At 60.5% G+C, this 22,479-nt stretch carries 22 protein-coding genes; 15 read left to right on the plus strand and 7 right to left on the minus strand.

The features are described from left to right. The first annotated feature begins 319 nt into the window (after positions 1 to 319). On the plus strand, positions 320 to 1,147 hold the full coding sequence (locus RAS12_RS09030; RefSeq protein ID WP_306947405.1) for a 2OG-Fe(II) oxygenase: 828 nt from the start codon (positions 320 to 322) through the stop codon (positions 1,145 to 1,147). Positions 1,148 to 1,237: 90 nt separating this feature from the next. Here the strand turns inward: RAS12_RS09030 and RAS12_RS09035 are convergent, their stop codons facing one another. Next, positions 1,238 to 1,606 (minus strand): DUF805 domain-containing protein, encoded by a 369-nt coding sequence (locus RAS12_RS09035; RefSeq protein ID WP_306947407.1) that lies wholly within the window; start codon positions 1,604 to 1,606, stop codon positions 1,238 to 1,240. A gap of 416 nt (positions 1,607 to 2,022) precedes the next feature. On the opposite strand from RAS12_RS09035, the gene RAS12_RS09040 reads away from it, so the two are divergent. Together RAS12_RS09040 and RAS12_RS09045 are read left to right on the plus strand one after the other, a co-directional pair. Next, positions 2,023 to 2,817: a hypothetical protein gene (locus tag RAS12_RS09040; protein ID WP_306947409.1), complete on the plus strand. Its 795-nt coding sequence runs from the start codon at positions 2,023 to 2,025 to the stop codon at positions 2,815 to 2,817. Positions 2,818 to 2,965: 148 nt separating this feature from the next. Further along, positions 2,966 to 4,144, plus strand: a complete 1,179-nt coding sequence (locus RAS12_RS09045; protein ID WP_306947411.1) for an MFS transporter — start codon at positions 2,966 to 2,968, stop codon at positions 4,142 to 4,144. Positions 4,145 to 4,205: 61 nt separating this feature from the next. On the opposite strand, the gene RAS12_RS09050 is transcribed toward RAS12_RS09045, so the two are convergent. After that, complete coding sequence (locus RAS12_RS09050) at positions 4,206 to 4,418, minus strand: YbdD/YjiX family protein (RefSeq protein ID WP_371321264.1); 213 nt, start codon at positions 4,416 to 4,418, stop codon at positions 4,206 to 4,208. Positions 4,419 to 4,439: 21 nt separating this feature from the next. Next, a complete protein-coding gene (locus RAS12_RS09055) occupies positions 4,440 to 6,527 on the minus strand; it encodes a carbon starvation CstA family protein (RefSeq protein WP_306947414.1) in 2,088 nt (695 codons plus the stop codon). Positions 6,528 to 6,839: 312 nt separating this feature from the next. Here RAS12_RS09055 and RAS12_RS09060 point away from each other — a divergent pair, with 312 nt between their 5' ends. The 3 genes from RAS12_RS09060 (at position 6,840) to folE (ending at position 9,556) form a co-directional block, all read left to right on the plus strand. After that, positions 6,840 to 8,261: a cache domain-containing protein gene (locus tag RAS12_RS09060; RefSeq protein WP_306947416.1), complete on the plus strand. Its 1,422-nt coding sequence runs from the start codon at positions 6,840 to 6,842 to the stop codon at positions 8,259 to 8,261. Continuing rightward, the gene (locus tag RAS12_RS09065) at positions 8,258 to 8,914 is read left to right on the plus strand and encodes a response regulator (RefSeq protein WP_306947418.1); all 657 of its coding nucleotides are present in this window, start codon (positions 8,258 to 8,260) and stop codon (positions 8,912 to 8,914) included. The genes RAS12_RS09060 and RAS12_RS09065 overlap by 4 nt, the downstream gene beginning before the upstream one ends. 96 nt (positions 8,915 to 9,010) lie before the next feature. Continuing rightward, positions 9,011 to 9,556, plus strand: a complete 546-nt coding sequence (gene folE / locus RAS12_RS09070; protein WP_306947421.1) for a GTP cyclohydrolase I FolE — start codon at positions 9,011 to 9,013, stop codon at positions 9,554 to 9,556. A 12-nt stretch (positions 9,557 to 9,568) separates the two neighbouring features. Here the strand turns inward: folE and RAS12_RS09075 are convergent, their stop codons facing one another. Continuing rightward, positions 9,569 to 10,036 carry a hypothetical protein gene (locus tag RAS12_RS09075; RefSeq protein WP_306947423.1) on the minus strand — a complete coding sequence of 156 codons (468 nt, stop codon included), beginning with the start codon at positions 10,034 to 10,036 and terminating at the stop codon, positions 9,569 to 9,571. A gap of 184 nt (positions 10,037 to 10,220) precedes the next feature. On the opposite strand from RAS12_RS09075, the gene dbpA reads away from it, so the two are divergent. From dbpA to RAS12_RS09100, 5 genes are all read left to right on the plus strand, one after another. Next, complete coding sequence (gene dbpA / locus RAS12_RS09080; protein WP_306947425.1) at positions 10,221 to 11,609, plus strand: ATP-dependent RNA helicase DbpA; 1,389 nt, start codon at positions 10,221 to 10,223, stop codon at positions 11,607 to 11,609. Between the two features lie 207 nt (positions 11,610 to 11,816). Next, the gene (locus tag RAS12_RS09085) at positions 11,817 to 12,224 is read left to right on the plus strand and encodes a DoxX family protein (RefSeq protein ID WP_306947427.1); all 408 of its coding nucleotides are present in this window, start codon (positions 11,817 to 11,819) and stop codon (positions 12,222 to 12,224) included. A gap of 247 nt (positions 12,225 to 12,471) precedes the next feature. After that, positions 12,472 to 12,636, plus strand: coding sequence for a hypothetical protein (locus RAS12_RS09090; RefSeq protein WP_306951731.1), 165 nt, complete (start codon positions 12,472 to 12,474; stop codon positions 12,634 to 12,636). A gap of 30 nt (positions 12,637 to 12,666) precedes the next feature. Beyond that, complete coding sequence (locus tag RAS12_RS09095) at positions 12,667 to 14,250, plus strand: adenylate cyclase (RefSeq protein WP_306947429.1); 1,584 nt, start codon at positions 12,667 to 12,669, stop codon at positions 14,248 to 14,250. Between the two features lie 80 nt (positions 14,251 to 14,330). Then, on the plus strand, positions 14,331 to 14,867 hold the full coding sequence (locus tag RAS12_RS09100) for a peroxiredoxin (protein ID WP_306947431.1): 537 nt from the start codon (positions 14,331 to 14,333) through the stop codon (positions 14,865 to 14,867). A 21-nt stretch (positions 14,868 to 14,888) separates the two neighbouring features. On the opposite strand, the gene RAS12_RS09105 is transcribed toward RAS12_RS09100, so the two are convergent. After that, positions 14,889 to 16,337: a CoA transferase gene (locus tag RAS12_RS09105; protein WP_306947433.1), complete on the minus strand. Its 1,449-nt coding sequence runs from the start codon at positions 16,335 to 16,337 to the stop codon at positions 14,889 to 14,891. Positions 16,338 to 16,705: 368 nt separating this feature from the next. Here RAS12_RS09105 and phrB point away from each other — a divergent pair, with 368 nt between their 5' ends. The 3 genes from phrB (at position 16,706) to RAS12_RS09120 (ending at position 20,912) form a co-directional block, all read left to right on the plus strand. Next, the gene (phrB, locus tag RAS12_RS09110) at positions 16,706 to 18,133 is read left to right on the plus strand and encodes a deoxyribodipyrimidine photo-lyase (RefSeq protein WP_306947435.1); all 1,428 of its coding nucleotides are present in this window, start codon (positions 16,706 to 16,708) and stop codon (positions 18,131 to 18,133) included. 186 nt (positions 18,134 to 18,319) lie between these two features. Further along, a complete protein-coding gene (locus RAS12_RS09115) occupies positions 18,320 to 20,014 on the plus strand; it encodes a methyl-accepting chemotaxis protein (protein ID WP_306947437.1) in 1,695 nt (564 codons plus the stop codon). A gap of 49 nt (positions 20,015 to 20,063) precedes the next feature. Continuing rightward, positions 20,064 to 20,912, plus strand: a complete 849-nt coding sequence (locus tag RAS12_RS09120) for a hypothetical protein (protein ID WP_306947439.1) — start codon at positions 20,064 to 20,066, stop codon at positions 20,910 to 20,912. Between the two features lie 2 nt (positions 20,913 to 20,914). Here RAS12_RS09120 and RAS12_RS09125 read toward each other — a convergent pair whose 3' ends face one another. Then, positions 20,915 to 21,247 (minus strand): hypothetical protein, encoded by a 333-nt coding sequence (locus tag RAS12_RS09125; protein ID WP_306947441.1) that lies wholly within the window; start codon positions 21,245 to 21,247, stop codon positions 20,915 to 20,917. Positions 21,248 to 21,428: 181 nt separating this feature from the next. Between RAS12_RS09125 and RAS12_RS09130 the strand changes: the two genes are divergently transcribed. Beyond that, positions 21,429 to 21,920, plus strand: coding sequence for a glutathione peroxidase (locus RAS12_RS09130; RefSeq protein WP_306947443.1), 492 nt, complete (start codon positions 21,429 to 21,431; stop codon positions 21,918 to 21,920). Here the strand turns inward: RAS12_RS09130 and RAS12_RS09135 are convergent. Continuing rightward, complete coding sequence (locus tag RAS12_RS09135; RefSeq protein ID WP_306947449.1) at positions 21,917 to 22,384, minus strand: Lrp/AsnC family transcriptional regulator; 468 nt, start codon at positions 22,382 to 22,384, stop codon at positions 21,917 to 21,919. The genes RAS12_RS09130 and RAS12_RS09135 overlap by 4 nt on opposite strands. Positions 22,385 to 22,479: the final 95 nt, after the last annotated feature.

Genomic DNA, 22,479 nt, shown 5'->3' on the forward strand with positions numbered 1-22,479 from the left:
AAATTTGAGGTCCAACTGTGCCACTTCTTGTTTACGTTAAGTCGCAACAATAGCGCGCATGAGTTTTTCTCACGACCGGCAGGATTCTAGAGATTAGCGGTCTGACGTACAACTGGACCGGTACGAATTTCATGTTGCGGAAATGGCTTTCTGAAGCAATCACGACGCGCGAGGCCAAGCAGGCACCCTGCCTCACGATGGATACGGCAAGCGCTATTTTCGGACTAGTCACATAGATCCCTGCAAGGTCGAAACATAAACTATTCACCGCACACTTGGATATAGATGATCCTCCGACTAGTAAACCGAAGCAGATGACATGATCACGGAAAAATATTCGATAGACCCAGATTGGCGCAACTGGATAGACACCTGCTTGAAAAAGGGTTGCGACAAAACCGAAGTATTTACCCGGGCAATTAAGGGAGGCGGGATAAATCCGGACACCGCTTTTGCGCTGACGTACGGAGAGCAGAAGCCAAGACCAAAGAACAAGGTTTGGAGCAATATTCAATCAAACAAGATCCAGCTGTCGGATAGAGAAGTCAATGTTATTTTCCAAAGCATTGACCCTGAAATAATCGTATTTGGCAACGTCCTCTCAGATGAAGAATGCGATAGTTTGATAGAGCTTTCCAAACAAAAGGTCATTCGATCTCTTGTTGTAGGGGCAGATACGGGGAACCCGACCTTGCACTACTCCAGGACCAGTGAAAGCTGTTCTTATCAACGAGGGGCCACCTCTCTTCATACAGCGATTGAAGAAAGAATCAGCCAGCTGGTCAATATTCCCGTAGAAAACGGAGAAGGATTGCAAGTTCTGAACTATCGGTCCGGACAAGAATACAAAGCTCACTATGATTACTTCACATCACCTAAATCAATAGAACTTCATTGCAAGACGGCGGGCCAGAGGACGGGAACATTCATCATCTATCTAAGTGATGTTGAAGCTGGCGGTCAAACCACCTTCCCAAAGCTCGGCATCAGCGTTGCCCCCAAAAAAGGCAACGGGCTCTTCTTTTCTTACATGAATGAGCAAGGTGATCTGGACGATCGAAGCTTCCATTCCGGCCATCCCGTTATTGAAGGGGAAAAATGGATATGCACCAAATGGCTACGCGAACGCCCTTACTTTACGCCATGAAAGACGAGTCCAAATAAACAAAGGCCGCGTTGACGCCTTTGCTTGGAAGCGCAATCAGATCCCCCGTCAGGGGGATTTAGCTATTCGAAATCAGGCTTGCGTATCAACCACGTACTTGTTATTTTTTTCCTTAGTTACCATTGCCAACGATACGCCGATTATTACAGGCGCAAAGCCGATATATGCCAAGCACGCCCAACCACTTTGCCCTGCGTCATGCAGGCGCCTGACGTTGTAGGGGAGCATGGTCGCAAGCGACGCCACGACAACTACGGTAGCAATAATTGTTGACATGAATGATGACCCGCCGAATAGCCTGCTGGAAATAATCGCTACAACAAAAAACAGGACAAACTGAATTACCAGGAATGAGCCAAACTCTCGGCGAGTCGCCCTGCCCTGATAATCAAATATCTTACGATAGCCGTCCAACCACGAATTAACCGCCTTATCAAACATATAATCTTCTAATCTATCTGATGAATCGATTGGCTCTGCTGGTTTGTACTTTTCAACCCTAAGATCAACACAACAGAAAGCCGCCTGACGACACCCCAAGCAAATGGGATGGCACGCGGCAGCTTAGGCAGCCATGCTGATTATGTATTTAGGACTGGTTCGAAATCGCGTCGATTACCTTCATTCCTGCATTTGACCGTCTCCTTTTTCAATTATTTCTGACTGGTCTTATAGCCTTACCCCCGCTCAGGCGTGACACTGGCGGACGATGCCCATACAAGCATCTTGGTTCTCCTGCTTCCCTGCCACTGGCGGACTCGCAGGGGATTTTTACCGATTCGGAAAACCAGTTTCATACCTAATCTACCAACGCTAGTACTTGCCTAGAAGGGCCGGCACTTGCGCGTACACACGCGATGACCGACAACCAGTCCATACAATTTCCCAAACGTCCCATTAAGGTGCTTGATGCCGGTGCGGCAGCAAGCTTTGGAAGCTATCTATTTGCTCTGCTACTCGCATTCATTGCGGTGTTCTTCATTTGGATGCAAGGCCCCGGCATCTGGAGAGACATACAGATTCAGCGCGACCCGGTCGTAGTGGAAGACGCCACGCTGCGCAAGGCTGTGTGCAAAGTGCGCAAGGGAATCTTCCACGATTGCAGCGCTGATATTTCCTACAGCGTGGATCGTAAAAACTTCCAATCCAAGGTCGAGATGAGCTTCCTGACGATTCATTCTGGTGATTGGAACGTCGACATTGTCAGATCCAAATCGCGTCCCGAACTTGTCACGCTCGATGTCGGGATAGACATGTTGTGGAACCGGATTGCAGTGCTGTTTGTGCTGGTCGCATTGATGCTGGGCGCCGCCTGGGCTCTGCTTTTGGTAGGCAGGAAGAATGGCCGCACGAAATCCCTGACGGGAAACACGGCAGAGTTCATCGGCGTAAAGGCCAAGATCACGAAAGAGAGCATTGTGTTCGGCAAGACAGTGATCAATTTCACTTACGACCTGAATGGCAAAGCCCAGAGTTTCATCAGCTCGTTCAAGAAGGGTGAAACGCCCTTCTATCTGGGCCGGCAGGAAGACGCCGCGCTTGCCGTCCTTACGTCAACGGGGTCAGCGCCCATCTTGCTGGACCGGTCTTTGACCCGGTTGGACCTGACTGCGGAAGAACGCGACGCCCTGCAACAGCTCGCAGGCGCGTGATAGCCGCGTAGATATTTGCCGCTGGAAGTGCTTGCCCCCTCGCGTCTACAGACCGAGGGGTTTTTTTATGTGACGCCTGAGCGTGCAGCGGCCAGTCTTGGAAGGTGTATGCTACGCCGCGTCAAATCAGCCAGATTCAAACATCGCTATGCGCGGCAATCCCGACGCCAGACAAGGCGCCATCGCGTTGCACGGGTTCTACTTCCTGTATTACGGTTTGCAGGGCGTCAGCATCCCCTTCCTGCCCTTGTGGTTTGCCAGCCGCGGCCTGGACCCCGCCGTCATCGGGCTGATCGTCGCCACCTCTTTTCTGCCAAAGATTCTCTCCACGCCCGTCGTCGCGCATCTGGCTGACCAGACGGGCCGGGCGCATGCGCTGATTGCTTCCGCGCTAGCGGCATCGTTGCTGTTGTTCGTGTGCTATCCGTTTTTTCAGACGCCCGGCTGGCTGCTGGCCATCACTCTGCTGCTGAACGCCGTCTTTCCAGCCGTGCTGCCGATGATGGACCGCATGGCAATCGCAAGCGGGCGTGGGCAGGGAAATTCATACACCGTCATGCGTGCGTGCGGCTCGCTGGGTTTTGCCGTGGTCACGGTAGCTGGCGGTTATCTGATCAAGACTTTCGACACCAATTGGGTGATGTGGTTGTCGATCCTGCTGATCATTGCTTGCCTGGCCTGCGTACGCTTGCTGCCGCAAGCCGCGCGGCCGGCTGCTGACGAGGCGCCAGTGGAACGCGTGCGGCTGCCCATGCGCGAAGTGCTGCGCGACCGCCCGTTGCTGATGTGCATTGCGGCAGCCTCGCTGGTTCAGGCCAGCAACGGTTTTCTGTATTCTTACTCCACGCTTTATTGGACCGCCAACGGCCTGTCTACCGCGCTTATCTCGATGTTGTGGGTGGTGGGCGTCAGCAGCGAGGTACTGTTCTTTTTCCTGGCGCCGAAGATCCTGGCCCGCACGGGCGCGCAGTGGCTGATCCTGGCATCGGCAGTGATGACTGCGATCCGCTGGGCGGGCCTGTCCGCCACCACGGACCCTGCTTTGATCGCCGCGTTGCAGCTGCTGCAATGCTTCACGCTGGCGGGCAACAACGCCGCCATCATGTGGTACATCACCCGCCATGTTCCCGCCGCGTGCAAGACGTCAGCGATTGCGCTCTATGCCTTGCTGTCGGGCGGCGTGTTCATGTTTGCGAGCATTCAGTTGGGCGGCGCGTTGTACCGCAGTTACGCGCCCGGCGGGTTCCTGGTAATGGCGCTGTGCGCCATCTGCGCGATCCCGCTGGTGATCTATTCCGAGAAGCTGCGGCGGCGTGAGCGCGGTTGAGTCAAGAGCGGGAAACCTAACCGCTCCATCAACAAAAAAGCCCCGTGAGGGGCTTTTCATTTCAGCAGCAACCGATACGCTTCTTTCCACCGTACCGCGCATCCTGGCGTTCACGGAAAAAGACCTCGTAGGTCATCGGTTCCTGATCGGGGTGAGTGCGCCGCATGTGTTCCACATACGTCTCGTAATCCGGCACACCTACCATTAGCCGGAGCGTCTGCCCCAGGTAACGGCCGGCGGCGCCGGCCGCCGAACTCATATTACTGAACAACATTCGGCACCTCCTTCACGGCGTTCAGTCCGCACCAGCCGCAGCCGTCACCGGCAGCACTTCGTACGGCGTCTCACGCGATGTGGGCTTGTTCTCATCCCGGGCGCGCTTGATTGACTTGACGCCGAACACCACGATGCTGACCACCACAAACATGAAGATGGCGCACAGACCCGCGTTGATGTAGTCATTCAACACCACGCGCGACATCTCGCCCAGCGACTTGGCCGGAGCCAGCACCTTGCCTTCAGCGATGGCGGCGTTGTACTTGTCGGCATGCGCCAGGAAGCTGACACGGGGGTCGGAATGAAACAGCTTCTGCCATCCCGCAGTCAATGTGCAAGCCAGCAACCACAGCGTCGGCAGAATCGTGACCCACGCATAGCGGTCACGCTTCATCTTGAACAGCACCACCGTACCCAAGGTCAGCGCAATCGCGGCCAGCATCTGGTTCGCAATGCCAAACAGCGGCCACAAGGTGTTGATGCCACCCAACGGGTCCACCACGCCTTGATAGAGGAAGTAACCCCAAGCCGCCACACACAAACCGGTGGCGATCAAGTTGGCAGGCAGCGAATCCGTGCGTTTGAGCGACGGCGCGAAAGTGCCCAGCAAGTCTTGCAACATGAAGCGGCCGGCACGCGTGCCTGCGTCCACGGCAGTCAGGATGAACAGCGCTTCAAACAGAATGGCGAAGTGGTACCAGAACGCCATCATGCCCGGGCCGCCGATGGCCTGATGCAGAATGTGCGCCATGCCGACGGCCAGCGTTGGCGCGCCGCCTGCACGCGAAATAATCGTGCTTTCACCCACGTCCTTGGCGGTCTGAATCAGGTCCTGCGGCGTCACCACAAAGCCCCAGCTGGAGACCACTTGGGCAACCTGATCAGGCGTCGTGCCAATGACGGCAGCCGGGCTATTCATGGCGTAGTAGATGCCCGGCTCGATCACGCAAGCCGCCACCAGCGCCATGATGGCCACGAACGATTCCATCAACATGCCGCCGTAACCGATATAGCGGGCCTGGGTTTCGTTTTCGATCAACTTGGGCGTGGTGCCCGACGCAATCAGCGCATGGAAACCCGACACCGCGCCGCAGGCGATGGTGATAAACAGGAACGGGAACAAATTGCCCGACCAGACAGGGCCCGAGCCATCGACAAACTGGGTCAGCGCAGGCATCTTCAGTTCAGGCGCCACCACCACGATACCGATGGCCAGGCCAAGAATCGTGCCGATCTTCAGGAAGGTGGACAGATAGTCGCGCGGGGCCAGCAGCAGCCACACAGGCAACACGGCGGCAATGAAACCGTAGATGATCAGAATCCAGGTCAGGCCCTTGCCATCGAAGTCGAACATCGGGCCCAGCACCGGATGCGCCGCAACGTCCTGGCCGAAGGTGATAGCCGCCATCAGACCGACAAATCCGATGATGGAGACCTCGCCAATCTTGCCCGGGCGGATGTAGCGCAGGTACACGCCCATGAACAGCGCGATAGGAATGGTGGCCGCCACGGTGAACGTGCCCCACGGCGAATGAGTCAGAGCCTTCACCACGATCAGCGCCAGCACGGCCAGAATGATCACCATGATCATGAACGCGCCGAACAGCGCAATCACGCCTGGGATCTTGCCCAGTTCAGACTTGACCAGATCACCCAGCGAACGGCCGTCGCGGCGCGTGGAGATGAACAGAATCGTGAAGTCCTGCACGGCGCCGGCAAACACCACGCCAGCCAGAATCCACAACATGCCAGGCAGATATCCCATCTGCGCGGCCAGCACAGGGCCGACTAGCGGGCCGGCGCCGGCAATCGCGGCAAAGTGGTGGCCAAACAGCACGTGCTTATTGGTAGGCACGTAGTCCAGGCCGTCATTGTGCTTCCAGGCCGGCGTCATGCGCGAGGCATCCAGCTGGAACACGTTCTTGGCGATGAACCGGCTGTAATACCGGTACGCGATCAAATAAATGCACACGGCGGCGATCACCACCCATAGCGCATTAATGGTTTCCCCTCTGGCCAGCGCCACGGTGCCCAGCGCAAACGCGCCCAGTACCGCAACCGCTAGCCAGACCAGGTGTTGACCCAGTCCCTTACTGCTGGATTGCATAAGTGCTCCTCTTGCCTCTCGCCATGCTTGTGGCGTGAAACGCTTTTTGGTCTCGCGAAAGGCAGTCTCTTTGTTGTAGGGTGGCGAACGCAGACGCATCCGCTCGGCGCCTGGTTGACGCGGGCGTTAGTATTTCGTTTTGACCCTGCGGCAACAAGCGCGGAACTACGCAAGGCGCGTACGTGTTACTACGGAATGCGCCGCAACATAATTCAGCGAAAGTCGTAGAATCTGCTGCAAAACTCACCGAACTCTCTCGCATTTTCAAAATGCGGCATCGCACCATTCATAGCCTTGCCTTGATACAACCTTATGAAGCTGCGCCTGAAAATCCTGCTGCTTGCGGCGGTGCCCTTGCTGGTGGCGGTGGCCGCCATCACCGTGGCCGTTTACGTCCAGGGAATGCAACTGGCCCAGCGCGAAAAGCAGGTCGTAGAAAGCGCCTGGCTGACGAGTAAGGAAGGCGAACTGCGCCACTACGTCAACCTGGCCTACAGCGCCATCGCGCCCTTACAAGCAGCGGGCGATGACGACGCCACCCGCCAGCGCGCGCTGGAATTACTGGCGCAGATGGAGTTTGGACATGACGGCTATTTCTTCGTCTATGACCTGAATGGCAAGAACCTGATGCACCCGCGCCAGCCCGAACTGGTCGGGCAAGACCTTTGGAATCTGCGGGACAACAAGGGTCAGACAGTCATTCAGAACCTGCTGACAGCCGCCCGCCGCGGGGGCCAGCAAGGCGAGGTGGTGCACTACCTGTGGGAAAAACCATCCAGCCACCAGACCGTGGAAAAACTGGGATATGTGGTGGTGCTGGAACGCTGGGGCTGGATGCTGGGCACGGGCATCTATCTGGATGACGTGGCGCAGGCGCTGGTGCGTATAGATGCTGCCGCGCAAGCCAATATTCGCAGCATGTTTGCCTGGGTGGCGGGCATTGCCGCCGTGTCCATTCTGGGCGTGGCGGCCTGCGGCCTGGCCTTGAATATCAGCGACCACCGGCAGTCCGACGCCAAGTTGCGACTGATGGCCCAGCAACTGGTGCGCTCGCAGGAAGACGAGCGCGCCCGTTTATCGCGTGAACTGCATGACGGCATCAGTCAGGTGCTGGTGTCCAGCAAACTAGCGGTAGAGGCCGCGCGCGAGCGAGTGCGGCAAGCACTGGCGGGCGATCCGCCCGCCCTGGCACATATCGACAAGCCGCTGGGCGGCGCGCTGGACCGTCTGAACACGGCCGTGGGCGAAGTGCGGCGTATTTCACACAACCTGCGCCCCACCCTGCTGGACGACTTGGGCCTGCCTGCCGCGCTGGAGCATCTGGGTCGTGAATTCGCCATTCCGAGCGTAGACGGCGAACCGCCGCTTGCCGTCCAACTGCACACCACAGGCCGTCCGGTAACGTTGCCAGACGCCTACGCCACAGCGCTGTTTCGCGTAACGCAGGAAGCCCTGACCAACGTCATCCGCCATGCTGGCGCCACCCGGGCGGACCTGACACTGGCGTACACCGCGCATGACCTGCGCCTGACCATCACGGACGACGGCCACGGTTTCGACTACGCGGCCGTCCAGCAAGATCCGCGCCGCGGCATCGGACTGCGCAACATGCGCGAACGCATGAACGCACTATCCGGTAATCTGAGCTTTCACACCAACGCCCAAGGCACCTCGGTGCAGGCTTGGCTGCCTTTGCCAGCCGCGAGCGTTCCTGCCCCTGCTTACCCTGCATGACGGACATGCCCCATACCACCAGACTCCTGCTGATCGATGACCATCCTTTGGTGCGAGACGGCTTGCGCCTGCGCCTGGAAACCGTGCCGCAATTGCGTGTGATCGGCGAAGCCGGCAATGCCGCAGCCGCCCTGGCCTTTCTAAGCGCATGCCTGGCCCAAGATCCCCAAGGCGGCACGCTGCCGCATCTGGTGCTGATGGATCTGAACATGCCTGGCGTAGGCGGGTTGGCGCTGACGGCGCAGCTGCATGAACACTATCCGCAAATCGCGGTGCTGGTGCTGTCCATGCACGACAACCCTGAATACATGGTGCAAGCGGTGAAAGCAGGCGCGCGCGGCTACCTGCTGAAAGACGAGCCGGCCGAAGAGATCGTGACGGCAATCCGCGCCGTCATGACGGGCCGCAACTATTTCAGCGCAGCGGCCGCATTGCGCTTGTCGCAAGCCAGCGCGCCCGCCACGCTGCTGACGCAGCGAGAGCGCGACGTGCTGCGCCACATCGCCAGCGGCCATGCCAACAAGCAGATCGCGCACGCGCTGGGCTTGTCGGTGCGCACCGTCGAAACCCATCGTCTGAACATCAAGCGCAAGCTGGGCATCGATGGCCAGGCGGAACTCATTAAGTACGCCGTGGAAAACCGGGGTGTCTGAACTACCGCCCGCGCTGCGGTAGACTTGCCTTCCAAACGCGACACAACGGCGACACAACGAAACGCCACCACGAGCGTGCAGCCCCAGGAGTTCCCCATGTCATTGGAAAAAAACTACACCGAAATTCTCAAAGCACTAGGGGAAGATCCGTCCCGCGAAGGTTTGGCCGATACGCCAGCGCGCGCGGCCAAGGCGATGCGCCACCTCTGCCGCGGCTATGAACAGAACCTGGACGAAATCGTCAATGGCGCCTTGTTTACGTCCGAGACGCGCGAAATCGTGCTGGTAAAGAATATCGAACTGTATTCGCTGTGCGAGCACCATATGCTGCCGTTTATCGGGAAGGCGCATGTGGCCTATCTGCCCGCCGGCCGCGTGCTGGGGCTGTCGAAGGTTGCCCGCATCGTCGAAATGTACGCACGCCGCCTGCAGATCCAGGAAAACCTGAGCCGCCAGGTGGCCGAGGCCGTCCAGTCCGTCACCGGCGCCGCCGGCGTGGCCGTTGTCATCGAAGCCCAGCACATGTGCATGATGATGCGCGGCGTGGAAAAGCAGAATTCGTCCATGGTCACGTCGGTGATGCTGGGCGAATTCCATGACAACCCGTCGACTCGCGCTGAATTCCTTAGCCTTATCCGGTAGCGGCTTGGCGCGCTACGCAGGATTCCGCAGGTAGGACTCGTCGAAGTCCAGGTAGTCTTCGTGCAAACCCTGCACAAGCCGGCCAGTCGGTTCACCTTCCGCATCCGTCTCCATCAACTGCCAGCCAGGCGTGTCACCGCTGGCAGTTGACGGCCCCTCGTCCAGCGCCATGACAAAACCATTGCCCAACGCCTTGGCATAGGCGCGAAACAAGTCATGAAGAGCGGCCGGCTCCACCGCTGCACGCACGGCATCCAGTGTTTGCTCAAGATCCGGCCGATCAAACAGCGCTTCCGCTAAGCTATCTTCCACCGCATCAGCCAGTTGGTGAACCTCCTGAAGCATCAGGAACCGGGCGAACTGCGGAATATCTTCACGCAGTTCGCTATTGACCCAGTCTTTGGGGGCTGTGCAACCCGCGGCCTGCATGGCGGCGGTCAAGGCGGCGCGGCGGTCTGATTTGCTTGCGGAATCGTTCATTCAGGCAGGTTCCAGTTCAGGCGAGGCAGCGGCGAGATAGCCGCGTCCCCATTTTACGGCCGCCAGGTTTCCCCGCCCTGGAGCAAGAACAACGCCCATTCATCCCTTGGCCGCGTCGAAACGATGCCAGGGCTTACACTGTCGGTCGACTCCGTTTACCGCATTTTTTGCGATTCCCCCTATTGTGACCAACACGCCCTTCTCCACCCTGCCCCTCTTGCCCGCCCTGCTCGACAACCTGCAAAGCCTGGGGTTCGAGCAAATGACGCCTATCCAGGCGCAAAGCCTGCCACTCATTCTGGAAGGCCGCGACATCATTGCGCAAGCCAAGACGGGTAGCGGCAAGACCGCGGCGTTCGGCCTGGGCGTGCTGCAAAAGCTCGATATCAACCAGTTGATGCCGCAAGCGCTGCTGGTCTGCCCGACCCGCGAACTGGCCGATCAGGTCGCGCAAGAACTGCGCCGTCTGGCCCGCCTGATTCCCAACGTCAAGATTCTGACCTTGTGCGGCGGCGCAGCTGCCCGTCCGCAAGCGGAATCGCTCGCCCGTGGCGCCCACTTGGTGGTAGGCACGCCGGGCCGCATTCAGGACCATCTGGAACGCGGCAGCCTGGATCTGTCCGGTCTGACCACGCTGGTGCTGGACGAAGCCGACCGCATGGTGGACATGGGTTTCTACGACGATATCGTCGCCATCGCCTCGCATTGCCCTGCCAAGCGCCAGACGCTGTTGTTTTCGGCTACCTACCCCGACAACATCCGCAAGCTCAGCGCCCGCTTTCTGCGCAACCCCGCTGAAGTCAAAGTCGAAGCGCAGCACGATTCCAGCCGTATCGAACAGATCTTCTTCGAGATCGATGGCAAAGACCGCCTGGACTCGGTGGCTCGCCTGCTGGCGCACTACCGCCCGGTTTCCACGCTGGCTTTCTGCAACACCAAGGTCCGCAGCCACGATCTGGTCGAGCGTCTGCAAGCCGAAGGCATCAGCGCCCAGGCGCTTAACGGCGACTTGGAACAACGCGAACGCGACGAAATCCTGATCCAGTTTGCCAACCAAAGCTGCGCCGTGCTGGTCGCCACCGACGTCGCCGCCCGCGGCCTTGACATCCAGAACCTGGGCGCCGTGATCAACGTGGATGTGACGAAAGACACCGAAGTCCACGTACACCGTATCGGCCGCAGCGGGCGTGGAGACCAGAAAGGCCTGGCGCTCAGCCTGTGCTCGCCTGACGAAATGCGCTGGGCCAATCTGGTCGAGCAGTATCAGGGTTCGCCGCTGAAGTGGGGCGACATCAAGTCCTTGAAGCCCAAGGCCGACCGCCCGCTGCGCGCACCCATGGTCACGCTGTGCATCCAGGGCGGCAAAAAGGACAAGCTGCGGCCGGGCGATCTGCTGGGCGCCTTGACGGGCGACGGCGGGCTGACCTTCGAGCAGGTCGGCAAGATCAACATCACTGAATTCAATTCCTACGTGGCGCTGGACCGCCAGATCGCCAAACAGGTGTTTTCGCGCGTGTCCAACAGCAATATCAAGGGCCGCCGCTTCCGCATGCGCTTTCTTGAAGAGTTCTGACCGGCAGGCTGGTCAGGATTTTTTTGAACAAGCCGTCGCAAGTCAGCGACGATAGCTTGATGATTTTGCTTGGGTTTTGCCATAATGGCCCCGCTTGACCCGGCCGCCACGCTACTACGTGGTCGTCCGGGCGCGGAACCAATGATACGCAGTGCGCTCCAACGATCCCACTGACCCCTTCTTAATCATCAAAAAGAGAAACTCACCATGATCAAATCCGACGACACCGGCAAGCTGATCCTGCGCCTGACCCTCGGCATTCTGATTTTGCTCCACGGCTTGTCCAAACTGATGGGTGGCGGCGTCACCGGCATCAGCGGCATGTTGTCCTCGCATGGGCTGCCCGGCTTTCTGGCCTATGGCGCCTACGTCGGCGAGATCATCGCCCCGGTGCTGCTCATCATTGGCGTCTACTCGCGCCTGGGCGGCCTGCTGATCGCCATCAACATGGTTGTGGCCATCTTGCTGGCCCACACCGGCCAACTCGGCAGCGTGACCAACAACGGCGGCTGGGCTCTGGAACTGCAAGGCATGTTCCTGTTTACCGCGCTGGCCATCGCCTTCATGGGCGCGGGCCGTTTCAGCCTGGCTGGCAACGGCGGCCGCTGGAACTAACGCGCGCCACGGCCATCGGCCGTAACGCCGCGTAAAGCAAGACCACGGGGTCGCTCAGGCGACCCCGTTGCTATTTCGGCCCAATTGATACGAACGACATAGCCGGTCACGCGGGTGCAAACATCCGTCACCTGAAAGCTGTTTCGGAACGATTACAGCCACGAACTCCGGCCCATGGGTATGGCCTAATCCCTACAAGCGCACCAAACGCGTGAGTCACGCAAGGCGCTGGTTGGGAGTCACCGAAATGAAAAAGAGTCTGCTGTTGATGCTGGTAGTGGCTAGTTCGTTGACGGGATGCGTCGTTGTGCCCGCCCGGCCGGCGTATTATCGGCCCGCGCCGGTCTATTACACACCGCACTACTATTACCCCGCCTACCCGGCTCCGCACTATTACTACCGTGGCTATTGATCCTCGCACCCGATGCGAACTGGAACTTCCATGACACATTCCGTCCAGTTGTCTCGTCTACGGCCTCTGGTAATGCTGGCGCTGCTAGCCGCTTGCACAGGCGCGGCAGCCCAAACCTATGCGCCGCCGCCCCCGCCCGCCGCTCCCGTCTATGCAGCACCGCCCCCGCCTGCTGCCCCGGCCTATGACGCGGGCGACCCCGCCAACGCGAACCTGGCGCTGGTAGACCGCAGTCCCGAGCCCCCTCCCGCCCTGCCCATCTACGTGCAACCACCGGCGCCGGCTAACGGGTATATGTGGGTGCCGGGATACTGGAGCCGCAACATCTACGGCTTCTTCTGGGTACCGGGAGCCTGGGTGCTGGCGCCCTACACCGGTGCGCTTTGGACTCCCGGGTACTGGGGTTTCGTCAACGGGCTTTATATCTGGAATGCCGGTTACTGGGGGCCACACGTCGGTTTCTACGGAGGCATCAACTATGGCTTTGGTTACGCCGGTCTGGGTTATGTCGGCGGCTACTGGAATCGCGACCGCTTCTACTACAACCGGTCAGTCACCAACGTCAACGTGACACGGGTGACGAACGTCTACAACCGCACGGTCATTATTAACAACAGCGACAACCGGCGTGTCAGCTACCACGGCGGGCCATCGGGCATCAGCCGTCAGGCAGACCCGCGCGAAATCGCCGCGCGCAATGACCGCCATGCACCGCCCACGGACATGCAGCGCAACTTCGTGCGCGATGCCGGAAGCAACCGCGCCCAGTTCTATGACCAGAACAAAGGACGGCCGCCGCAAGCCTATGTGGACCATCCTGGTAATGGACGCCCGGGCGATGGGGCTCGCCCCGGGGGCAATGGCCGACCGGATAATGGACGCGATGGCGGCCCGGGTAGCCGCCCGGGTCCGGGCAATGCGGCCCCCGGATCAAACCTCACTGGCGCGCCGAACCCCGTTCAGAATGGCAACCCGAATGTCCGGCCCGGCCCAGGTGCACGCCCGGCGGACAACGCTCCGCCACGCGGACCGCAACAGAATCCAGGGCAGACCGTCACCAGCACGGCGCGCCCTGCGCCTCAAGTGCAACCCGGACGGGACCAGCAGGCGCAGCAACAAGCGCAACAGCAGGCGCAACAGCAGCAGGCCCGCGACCAGCAAACGCGCGATCAACAATCGCGTCAGCAACAAGCCAGAGACCAACAGGCCAGAGATCAGCAGACCCGGCAGAACCGGGAGCAACAACAAGCTCGGGACCAACAGCAGCAACAGCAACAGCAACAACAGGCCCGCGAACAGCAGCAACGCCAGCAGCAGCAGCAGCAGCAGCAGCAGCAGCAGCAGCAGCAACAGCAGCAGCAAGCCCGTGAGCAACAGCAGCAGGCTCGTCAAAACCAGGCGCGCGATCAGCAGCAGCAACAGCAGCAAGCACGTCAGCAGCAGAACCGGGACGCTCAACAACAACAGGCCCGTGAACAGCATCAGCAACAACGGCAGCAAGCGCCGCAAGCGCAGCAGCAAACCAGCCGCCCGCAGCAGCAAGGTGGCGGTGAAGGCCGGGGCCGGGGCGATCAAGCTCGCGGCGACGGCAAGGGCGGCCAAAACCGCGACTGAACTAGACCCGGGCGAGCGGCAGGACTACAGTAGGCGACTGCTGCGGACCTGCCGCCAAGCACCTTATTTTTGGAGTCTCCATGAAGCGTCTTGTCTCCTGCTTAATGCTATGCGGTTTGTTGGCCGGGACCTCGGCCCAAGCTGCGTTGAACGTGGGCGCGCCTGCCCCCGACTTCAGCACGCAAGCCTCGTTGGGCGGCAATGTCTTTTCCTTCAAGCTGACCGAGGCCCTCAAGCAAGGGCCGGTGGTGCTGTATTTTTTCCCGGCGGCGTTCTCTAAAGGCTGCACGATCGAAGCGCACAACTTTGCCGAAGCCACCGATGAATATAAAACGCTTGGCGCGACCGTCATTGGCGTGTCGACAGACAATATCGACACCCTGAACAAATTCTCCGTCAGCGAATGCCGCAGCAAATTTGCCGTGGCGGCCGATGGCGACGGCAACATCATGAAGGCCTATGACGCCGTCCACGACAAGCGTCCCGAGTTCGCGCAGCGCGTGTCTTACGTGATCTCGCCGCAGGGCAAAATCCTGTATGAATTCACGGATATGAACCCCGACGCGCATGTCGCCAACACCATGAAGGCGTTGCGCGACTGGAAGGCCAAACAGTAAAGCGCCGGCAGGCGCGCTGGCCTAGTTGAACGGCCAGACGGGGGGATGCGTGCCGGGCGGGCTGGACGGACGCGCCCACCGCGCAGGCGTGTCAGAGAACCGGGCGGCGTGGCGCACGGCCGTCAGCTCGCCAAAGCCCGACGGTTCGGTCTCCAACAAGCCATCAAAGCCCGGCATCTGACAGCTAAGGCCGCCGTCCACCCTGCCCAAACCGCGCAGCCAATGCGCGGTCTGCGCCAGCGACACGCGCACATGCCAGCTGCCGCCTTCGGTTGCCTGCCGCGCCAGCGCCACTTGCGCGCCAAACGCCATCAAATAGCCTGACGCATGATCCAGAATCTGCATCGGCAGCGCCTTGGGGGCTTCTTGGCCAGCGGCCAAGGCTTCGGCATGGTTAAACCCCGTGGCCGTCTGCACCAGCGAATCAAATCCACGGCGATTCGCCCAGGGGCCCGAGGTTCCGTACGCGGAGAGCGACACATACACGATTCCCGGGCGGATGCGAGCGGCATCTTGCGGACCAAAACCCAAGGCGGCCAAGCCGCCGGGCCGGTATCCCTGGACGAACACATGGGCGCTGCGCAACAGATTACCCAGAGCTATGCGGCCGTCGGCGGTATCCAGGTCTGCCAGCACGGACAGCTTGCCGCGGCTGGTATCGATAATGTTGTCTATATTGGGCAGCTGCGGCGAATTCACCAGCATTACATCGGCGCCATAAGCGGCCAGCGCCCTGCCGCAAACCGGACCTGCAATGATGCGCGTCAGATCCAAAACGCGAATATCCTTGAGCGGCCGGGCGTCGTGCCCATACTTGGGCAAGGGGCGCGGGTCGGCTTCGCCAATCCGTTCAATCGTCAGCAAAGGCTGCGCAGCAATCGCCTGGCCTTGCGCGTGACGGTCCCATTCCTCAAAACTGCGCATGGCTGACACCACCATGCCTGCGTCGGCAGCGACCTGCTCGAAATCCGTGGCATTCCACCGGCTCAGTGCCCGCTCGACTGTTTCTCGCGTAGTGCCTTCGCCCGTGGGACAACCCAGCAACGCCAGCGCGCCATCTCGGTGATGCGCAAAATTGGCATGGATGCGCACCCAGCCGCCATCACCGCATCGATAGACGCCGCTGACGGGGTCCCACGGGTTGGGTGTCGTGCCATTGATCATGAAATGACTGCGGCACTCTTGCGCGGCATGCTGCATGTCAACGCTGACCTGTTGCCGGGCGCCTCCGCGCAAGTGCCAAAGCTCGGCGGCCGCTAACGCCGCAGCCGCCATACTGGTCTGCGCTGCCGCACCGACCGCAAACGAAGAAGGAAGCACTGCATCCGCGCCGGTCAGCAACACATGCTCCAGCGACTCATCAGGCAGATCCACTGAACCCCAGAGTTTTCGCAAGGCGTCACGGGACGTCTTGCCGGCCGGTGTGCGTGCCCTTAGAAAGGACGGGCGTAAATCCATCAGATTTCCCATAGCGTTCAACTTTGCTCTAGTCGTGTACTCGATTACATGGCTGCGACCCCAGGCGCGTCAATACGTACGAAGCCACAGCGTGTTTCATGGTTTGACTGGCCCTGCGCCCAGCGAATCAGGCTTTGCGTCCGCTGGCTGGACATGTTGCCCACCCCGGTCTGCGGGCAGGCTTGCACACTGGCCGCAGCGCGCCAAGACGTGCCCGCAACCCCCTTCAGCCGCCAAGGCCTGGACACATCTACTCGTAGTTTTTACATCGTCTTCCAAGCCCTGGCGGCACGATAGAATCCCATCCTTATGCAACGGGCACTCCTGCCCCACGTTTCCGGCCAGCTTCCTCGGCCGATCCCCTGCCCTGGACCGCCGCCATGAATACGCTGCTCTGGCTACGCACTGATCTGCGCCTGCACGACAACCCCGCTTTGGCCGCTGCCGCCGAGGCCGGCACCGTCACCGCGCTGTTTCTCGCGTCGCCCGGACAATGGCGGCAGCACGGCGACGCACCGGCAAAAGTGGACTTCTGGTTGCGCAACCTGCGTGAGCTCTCGCAAGACCTGGCCCAGCTCGGCATTCCGCTAAAACTGCTGACCGTGCCGGACTGGAGCCACGCCCCTGACGCCATTGCCCGCTTTTGCAAAATGCACGCCATTACCAGCGTGCATGCCAATACCGAATGGGCGATCAATGAGCGCCGCCGCGATGCAGCGGTAGCAGAAGCCGTGCAAGATATCGGCGTGAATTGGACGCTGCACCACGGCGCTTCCCTGCTGCTGCCCGGTTCGGTACTGACAGGAAAAGGCGAGTGCTATCGGGTCTATACGCCCTATGCGCGCACCTGCCGCGAGCGCTTGCGCACCGCACCAATCCGCGCCGTGCCCGCACCACGCGCCCAGGCTGCTCCCGCTTGGGGCCCAGACCCGCTGCCCGACGCCTTCGATGGCTTTGACACACCCAGCGAGGCCGTGCGCGCCCTGTGGCCCGCAGGCGAGTCCGCGGCCAGTGACCGGCTGGCATCCTTTGCCGACGGCGTCATCGACGCCTACAAAGACGAGCGCGATTTCCCATCGCTTCCCGCCACGAGCTGCCTGTCGCCTTATCTGGCGGCAGGCGTGCTGTCGCCGGGCCAAGCGTTGCGGGCAGCGCTGACCGCCAATCATGGTGAGCTGGACAGCGGCAAAGCGGGCGCCGCGACCTGGATCAACGAATTGCTGTGGCGCGAGTTCTACCAACATTTGCTGGCCGCTTACCCATCTTTATCGATGCACCAGCCAATGAAGCCTGAAACCGCCGCCGTGCCATGGCGCGATGCCCCTGACGACCTGCAAGCCTGGCAGCAGGGCCAGACCGGGATTCCGATCGTGGACGCCGCCATGCGCCAACTGCTCGCGTTGGGATGGATGCACAACCGCCTGCGTATGGTGGCCGCCATGTTCCTGTCCAAGAACCTGCTGATCGATTGGCGGCTTGGCGAAGCCTGGTTCATGGCGCAACTGGTGGATGGCGACTTGGCGGCCAATAACGGCGGCTGGCAATGGAGCGCGTCCACCGGCGCCGATGCCGTGCCCTACTTCCGTGTGTTCAATCCCTTGTCGCAATCGCGCCGCTTTGACGAGCGCGGTGTGTTCTTGCGCGAATGGCTGCCGGAACTGGCGCATCTGGATGACAAGGCAATCCACGACCCCAGCCCCATGGAGCGCGCGGCGGCGGGTTATCCAATGCCGATTGTCGACCTGGCTCAAAGCCGACTGCGTGCACTGGAAGCCTTTGGCAATCTGCCCGCCTTAACCGCTGAATAATTCATTAGCGCGCGTTCTGCAGATCGCGCCCAAAGCCAATGATCACAACACGTTCAGGCTGTTTCGCACAGATTTACGTTTTGCATAACATTCGAATATCTTGATGTAGATCAACGCTGCGCACCCGTCCCTCCCCGATGATCCCCGGCTTGCCCCACGCCACGCCCATCACAGGACGACAGACGCATGCGCAACAATCAGCCGGTGTACGACAAGGAATACACGCTTCAAGATGAGCAATACCTGATCTCGCGCACCGATGCGCGTGGCCGGATCATCTATGCCAATCCCGCGTTTGTAGAAGTCAGCGGATTTTCGCGGGAAGAACTGGTGGGCGCCGCCCACAACATCGTGCGCCACCCGGACATGCCCGAAGAGGCATTTGAAGATCTATGGCGCACCATTGAGCGCGGCGAGTCGTGGACAGGCGTGGTCAAGAATCGCCGCAAAGACGGCGGCCACTACTGGGTGCTGGCCAACGTCACGCCCATCATCGAACGCGGCGAGACGGTCTGTTATGCGTCGGTGCGCGTCAAGCCCACGCAAGCGCAAATCGACGCCGCTGATGACGTCTATACGCGTCTGCGCAATGGCACGGCACGCGCCCTCCGCCTTGATCGCGGCCAAGTCCGGCGCACCGGCGTGCGCGGTCTGCTGGCGTGCTTGAAGCTGTGGCGCCTGACCGGTGTGCGCTCGCGCATGCTGGCGTGGGCCATGCTGGCATCCACGCTATTTCTAGGGGCGGCAGGCGTAGCTCTATACGGCATGCTCGACCGCATGCACACCGAAGAGCTGGCTATCGCGGCTGGGGTTCTGGCTGGCGGCGTCATCCTGATCTTTGCATCGGGCTGGGCTTTTGCGCGGTCGATCTCGGGGCTGCTCGTGACGGCCACTGACTTCACACGGCAGATCGCCGCGGGCAACCTCAGCACGCCCCTGCCGCCCGCTAGCTTTCGCGACGAAATCGGCGCGCTGAAGTTCTCGCTGGAAGTGATGCGCAAGAGCCTGGTGAGCATCACGCGCGATGTGCATGACGGCATTGAAAGCGCGCTGCATTCCGCTACTGAAATCGCCGACGGCAACGAAGATCTGTCCGCGCATACGCAACGTCAGGCCGCCTCGCTGGAAGAGGCTGCGGCCAGCATGGAACAGCTGGCATCGACGGTTAAGCAAAACGCGTCGAATGCCCACGGCGCCGACCAGATGGCCAATCAGGCCTCAGACGTGGCCAAGCGTGGCGGCCAGGTCGTCAGTGAAGCCGTCGCCGCCATGCACGGCATCGTGCAAAGCTCTTCACGCATTTCGGAAGTCGTCGGCATCATCGACGGCATCGCGTTCCAGACCAACATCCTGGCGTTAAATGCCGCCGTCGAAGCCGCGCGCGCCGGTGAGTCCGGAAGAGGCTTTGCGGTCGTCGCGACCGAAGTGCGCAGCCTGGCGCAAAAGAGCGCTACCGCTGCCCGTGAGATCAAGGCATTGATCGAAGCCTCCAACGAACGGGTCAATGATGGCGTGCGCCACGTCGAACGCGCGGGCGAAGCCATGCTGGACATCGTGGATTCCGTGCAGCAAGTGACGCAGATCATGAACGAAATCGCTGCCACGTCTACCGAACAACATGCTGGCATCGACAACGTCAGCCGCACCATTTCAGAGACCGACACCGCCGCGCAGCTCAACGCGGCGCGGGTCGAACAAGCGGCGATGGCGGTGGACAACCTGCGCACACGCGGCGCTCAGTTGCGTCACGCTATCGAGGTGTTCCGGGTGGCGGGCGGTCAGACCGTACTGCCCAAACTCGCAGCCGCGCCCGTGCCAGCGGCGCTGATCGGCGGGTCCGGCGCGGGGCCCCGGCTAGAACGCCTGCCGTCACCACGGTGACACGCCAGGCTGGCAATTGTCGTAGGATGCCGGGCTAGGAGCCGCACCCATGCCCCATCCCATCGACAAAAAAGCCAAGAACATTCTCTTCAAAACCTTTTGGAGCGCAGCAGGCTGGATAGACCCCCGCGTCCAGCACACGCCGCCTGACGACTACGCCTACGCGAAAGCCCAGGGGCTGATGTTCGACCCGGTAAGTTTCTCGCACGACCAGTGCCTGGCGGAAATTCTGGCGATGCGCGACAGCCTGTCTGCGCTACAAGCTGGCCGCGCCTTCGTCAGCAGCCTGTCTTCCCGGCGGCTGGACTGGCGTTCAGGACTGGCATCCTACGCCGTGGCGCAATCGCTGGCCGCGCACCCCTACACACCCGTTGAAAGCAGCCGCAGCTATGGCCCCGGCGGCCAAGTCACCCGTGTGGGCTATACCTGCAGCGTTTGCCGCGACGCGAAAGACGGCAACATCGGCAGCGCCAATTACCAGGACGTGGATCTGAACGTACTGAGTTTCGAAAGGCTGAAATGGGGCGGCGTGCGGCATGGCAGGCTGGACTACACCTGGTTTGATCTTCGGCAGTTGTCAGGCGAGGAAATCCCCGAACCGACGGCCGAGGACATCGCTATCTTGAACGCCATTCTGTCTACCATCGCGGCCAGCCAGGCCGGAGACCGCGCCAGCACGTTAGAGCCCAAGCTCAAACCGCTGCTTGCGTCTTCCAAAGATGAACGCCGCACGCTGATCGAAATTCTGGCGTGCATAGGCGTCATGCGGCCGCTATCGCATAACCGCCCTGCTCATGGCAAAAGCGATTGGAACTTCGTCAACGACTGGCGCGGTGAAGATGGTTACTGCGCGACAACTGCCGCGCGCTATTTCAGTCCATATCTGGCGCAGGGCTGATCTCAGGCGCCGGCCGCAGCCTGCTTGTCCAGCCGCTTGATGAACACCTGCAATTCCTTTTCCACCTGCTTGTCGCCACGCGCCTGCGCGGCTTGCAGGCCGCTGTTCCAGGCTTCGCGCGCGCCGTCCTTGTCGCCAAGGCCCAGGCAGGCCTTGCCCAGCCATTTCCACGCGACGGAATAGGCTGGATCAAATACCAGTGCTGCGCGCAGATGCTCGCAGGCTTCCTGGAAGCAGTCCTGTTCGGCGTAGGCCTTGCCCAAGGAAAACCGCAACAGCATGTTGTCGGTGCCCTTGGCCAGCATGGCCTCCAGGCGTTCTATCATTCCTTCCATGCCCAGGCTCCTGTCCGGCGGTAACCAATACGTTCAAGCGCTCATGATAGGACGCGCACGCCGCGCCAATACCAATGGCCCCGCCGCGTGCCAGGAATTTCCCGCATCGCAGGCGCTACACTCCATAGGTAATCCGCCGCGCTGGCGCCCTCGCGTCCAGGCGCTGGAATCAGGAGCCCGCATGAGCACCATCTATGATTTCTCTGCCCGCGACATCAACGGCGCGGAACAGTCCCTTGCCACCTACCGCGGCCGCGTGCTGCTGGTGGTGAACGTGGCGTCCAAGTGCGGCTTCACGCCGCAGTATTCCGGCCTGGAAGAACTCTACCGCTCGCTGCACAGCGACGGTCTGACCGTGCTGGGTTTTCCGTGTGATCAGTTCGGCCATCAGGAACCCGGCGACGAAGCAGCCATCCAGAATTTCTGCTCGACGCAATACGACATTACCTTTCCGCTCTACGCCAAGATCCACGTCAATGGCGATGACGCGCATCCGCTGTACCGTTGGCTCAAGGGCGAAAAGCCCGGCGTCTTCGGCACGGAAGGCATCAAGTGGAATTTCACCAAGTTCCTGGTGGGCCGCGATGGCCAGGTCATCAAGCGCTATGCGCCCACCGACACGCCGGCGGGCTTGAAAGACGATATCGAAAAGGCGTTGTCCGCGCCGGTTTAACGTAGTGGCGGCAAACGCCTGCGGACGGTATGCGCCTTGACGATGGCCGTATTGGTTTCGGCGTATTCGGTCACGCGCTCCAGGATGCCGTCCAGATGCGAGATTGATCGCAGCACCACTCGGGCGATGAAGCAATCGTCGCCCGTCACCTTGTCGCATTCCACGAATTCCGGAATTTCCTGAATCAGCCCCTCGACGTGCCGCAATTGCCCGGGCAGAGGCCGGATGCGCACGATCGCTTCCAGCGTGTAGCCCAGCGCCACAGGATCAACGTCGAGCGTGTAGGCGCGAATGACGCCCGATTCTTCCAGCCGCCGCAAGCGGTCGGCCACGCTAGGCGCCGACATGCCAACCTGCCGCGCCAGATCCGCCGTCGTGGTGCGGGCATTGGCGGTCAGGGTCTCGACCAGGCGCCGATCAATGCCATCCAACACGGGGTTTTCATTCTTTAGGTCATTGTGCATAAATTTCACCTAAATGAAGGCCATTCACTTGAACCACCACATGAACATCATATAACCGCCGGGTTCTGCCTGGGATAATTTCTCCATTGCACATC

This window comes from Achromobacter seleniivolatilans (assembly GCF_030864005.1).
GTDB classification, from domain to species: domain Bacteria; phylum Pseudomonadota; class Gammaproteobacteria; order Burkholderiales; family Burkholderiaceae_B; genus Achromobacter; species Achromobacter seleniivolatilans.

Coding starts and splice junctions, on each gene's coding strand:
- RAS12_RS09030 (WP_306947405.1), top strand. CDS start 320: ATGATCACGGAAAAATATTCGATAGACCCAGATTGGCGCAACTGGATA.
- RAS12_RS09035 (WP_306947407.1), bottom strand. CDS start 1,606: ATGTTTGATAAGGCGGTTAATTCGTGGTTGGACGGCTATCGTAAGATA.
- RAS12_RS09040 (WP_306947409.1), top strand. CDS start 2,023: ATGACCGACAACCAGTCCATACAATTTCCCAAACGTCCCATTAAGGTG.
- RAS12_RS09045 (WP_306947411.1), top strand. CDS start 2,966: ATGCGCGGCAATCCCGACGCCAGACAAGGCGCCATCGCGTTGCACGGG.
- RAS12_RS09050 (WP_371321264.1), bottom strand. CDS start 4,418: ATGTTGTTCAGTAATATGAGTTCGGCGGCCGGCGCCGCCGGCCGTTAC.
- RAS12_RS09055 (WP_306947414.1), bottom strand. CDS start 6,527: ATGCAATCCAGCAGTAAGGGACTGGGTCAACACCTGGTCTGGCTAGCG.
- RAS12_RS09060 (WP_306947416.1), top strand. CDS start 6,840: ATGAAGCTGCGCCTGAAAATCCTGCTGCTTGCGGCGGTGCCCTTGCTG.
- RAS12_RS09065 (WP_306947418.1), top strand. CDS start 8,258: ATGACGGACATGCCCCATACCACCAGACTCCTGCTGATCGATGACCAT.
- folE (WP_306947421.1), top strand. CDS start 9,011: ATGTCATTGGAAAAAAACTACACCGAAATTCTCAAAGCACTAGGGGAA.
- RAS12_RS09075 (WP_306947423.1), bottom strand. CDS start 10,036: ATGAACGATTCCGCAAGCAAATCAGACCGCCGCGCCGCCTTGACCGCC.
- RAS12_RS09085 (WP_306947427.1), top strand. CDS start 11,817: ATGATCAAATCCGACGACACCGGCAAGCTGATCCTGCGCCTGACCCTC.
- RAS12_RS09090 (WP_306951731.1), top strand. CDS start 12,472: ATGAAAAAGAGTCTGCTGTTGATGCTGGTAGTGGCTAGTTCGTTGACG.
- RAS12_RS09095 (WP_306947429.1), top strand. CDS start 12,667: ATGACACATTCCGTCCAGTTGTCTCGTCTACGGCCTCTGGTAATGCTG.
- RAS12_RS09100 (WP_306947431.1), top strand. CDS start 14,331: ATGAAGCGTCTTGTCTCCTGCTTAATGCTATGCGGTTTGTTGGCCGGG.
- RAS12_RS09105 (WP_306947433.1), bottom strand. CDS start 16,337: ATGGGAAATCTGATGGATTTACGCCCGTCCTTTCTAAGGGCACGCACA.
- phrB (WP_306947435.1), top strand. CDS start 16,706: ATGAATACGCTGCTCTGGCTACGCACTGATCTGCGCCTGCACGACAAC.
- RAS12_RS09115 (WP_306947437.1), top strand. CDS start 18,320: ATGCGCAACAATCAGCCGGTGTACGACAAGGAATACACGCTTCAAGAT.
- RAS12_RS09120 (WP_306947439.1), top strand. CDS start 20,064: ATGCCCCATCCCATCGACAAAAAAGCCAAGAACATTCTCTTCAAAACC.
- RAS12_RS09125 (WP_306947441.1), bottom strand. CDS start 21,247: ATGGAAGGAATGATAGAACGCCTGGAGGCCATGCTGGCCAAGGGCACC.
- RAS12_RS09130 (WP_306947443.1), top strand. CDS start 21,429: ATGAGCACCATCTATGATTTCTCTGCCCGCGACATCAACGGCGCGGAA.
- RAS12_RS09135 (WP_306947449.1), bottom strand. CDS start 22,384: ATGCACAATGACCTAAAGAATGAAAACCCCGTGTTGGATGGCATTGAT.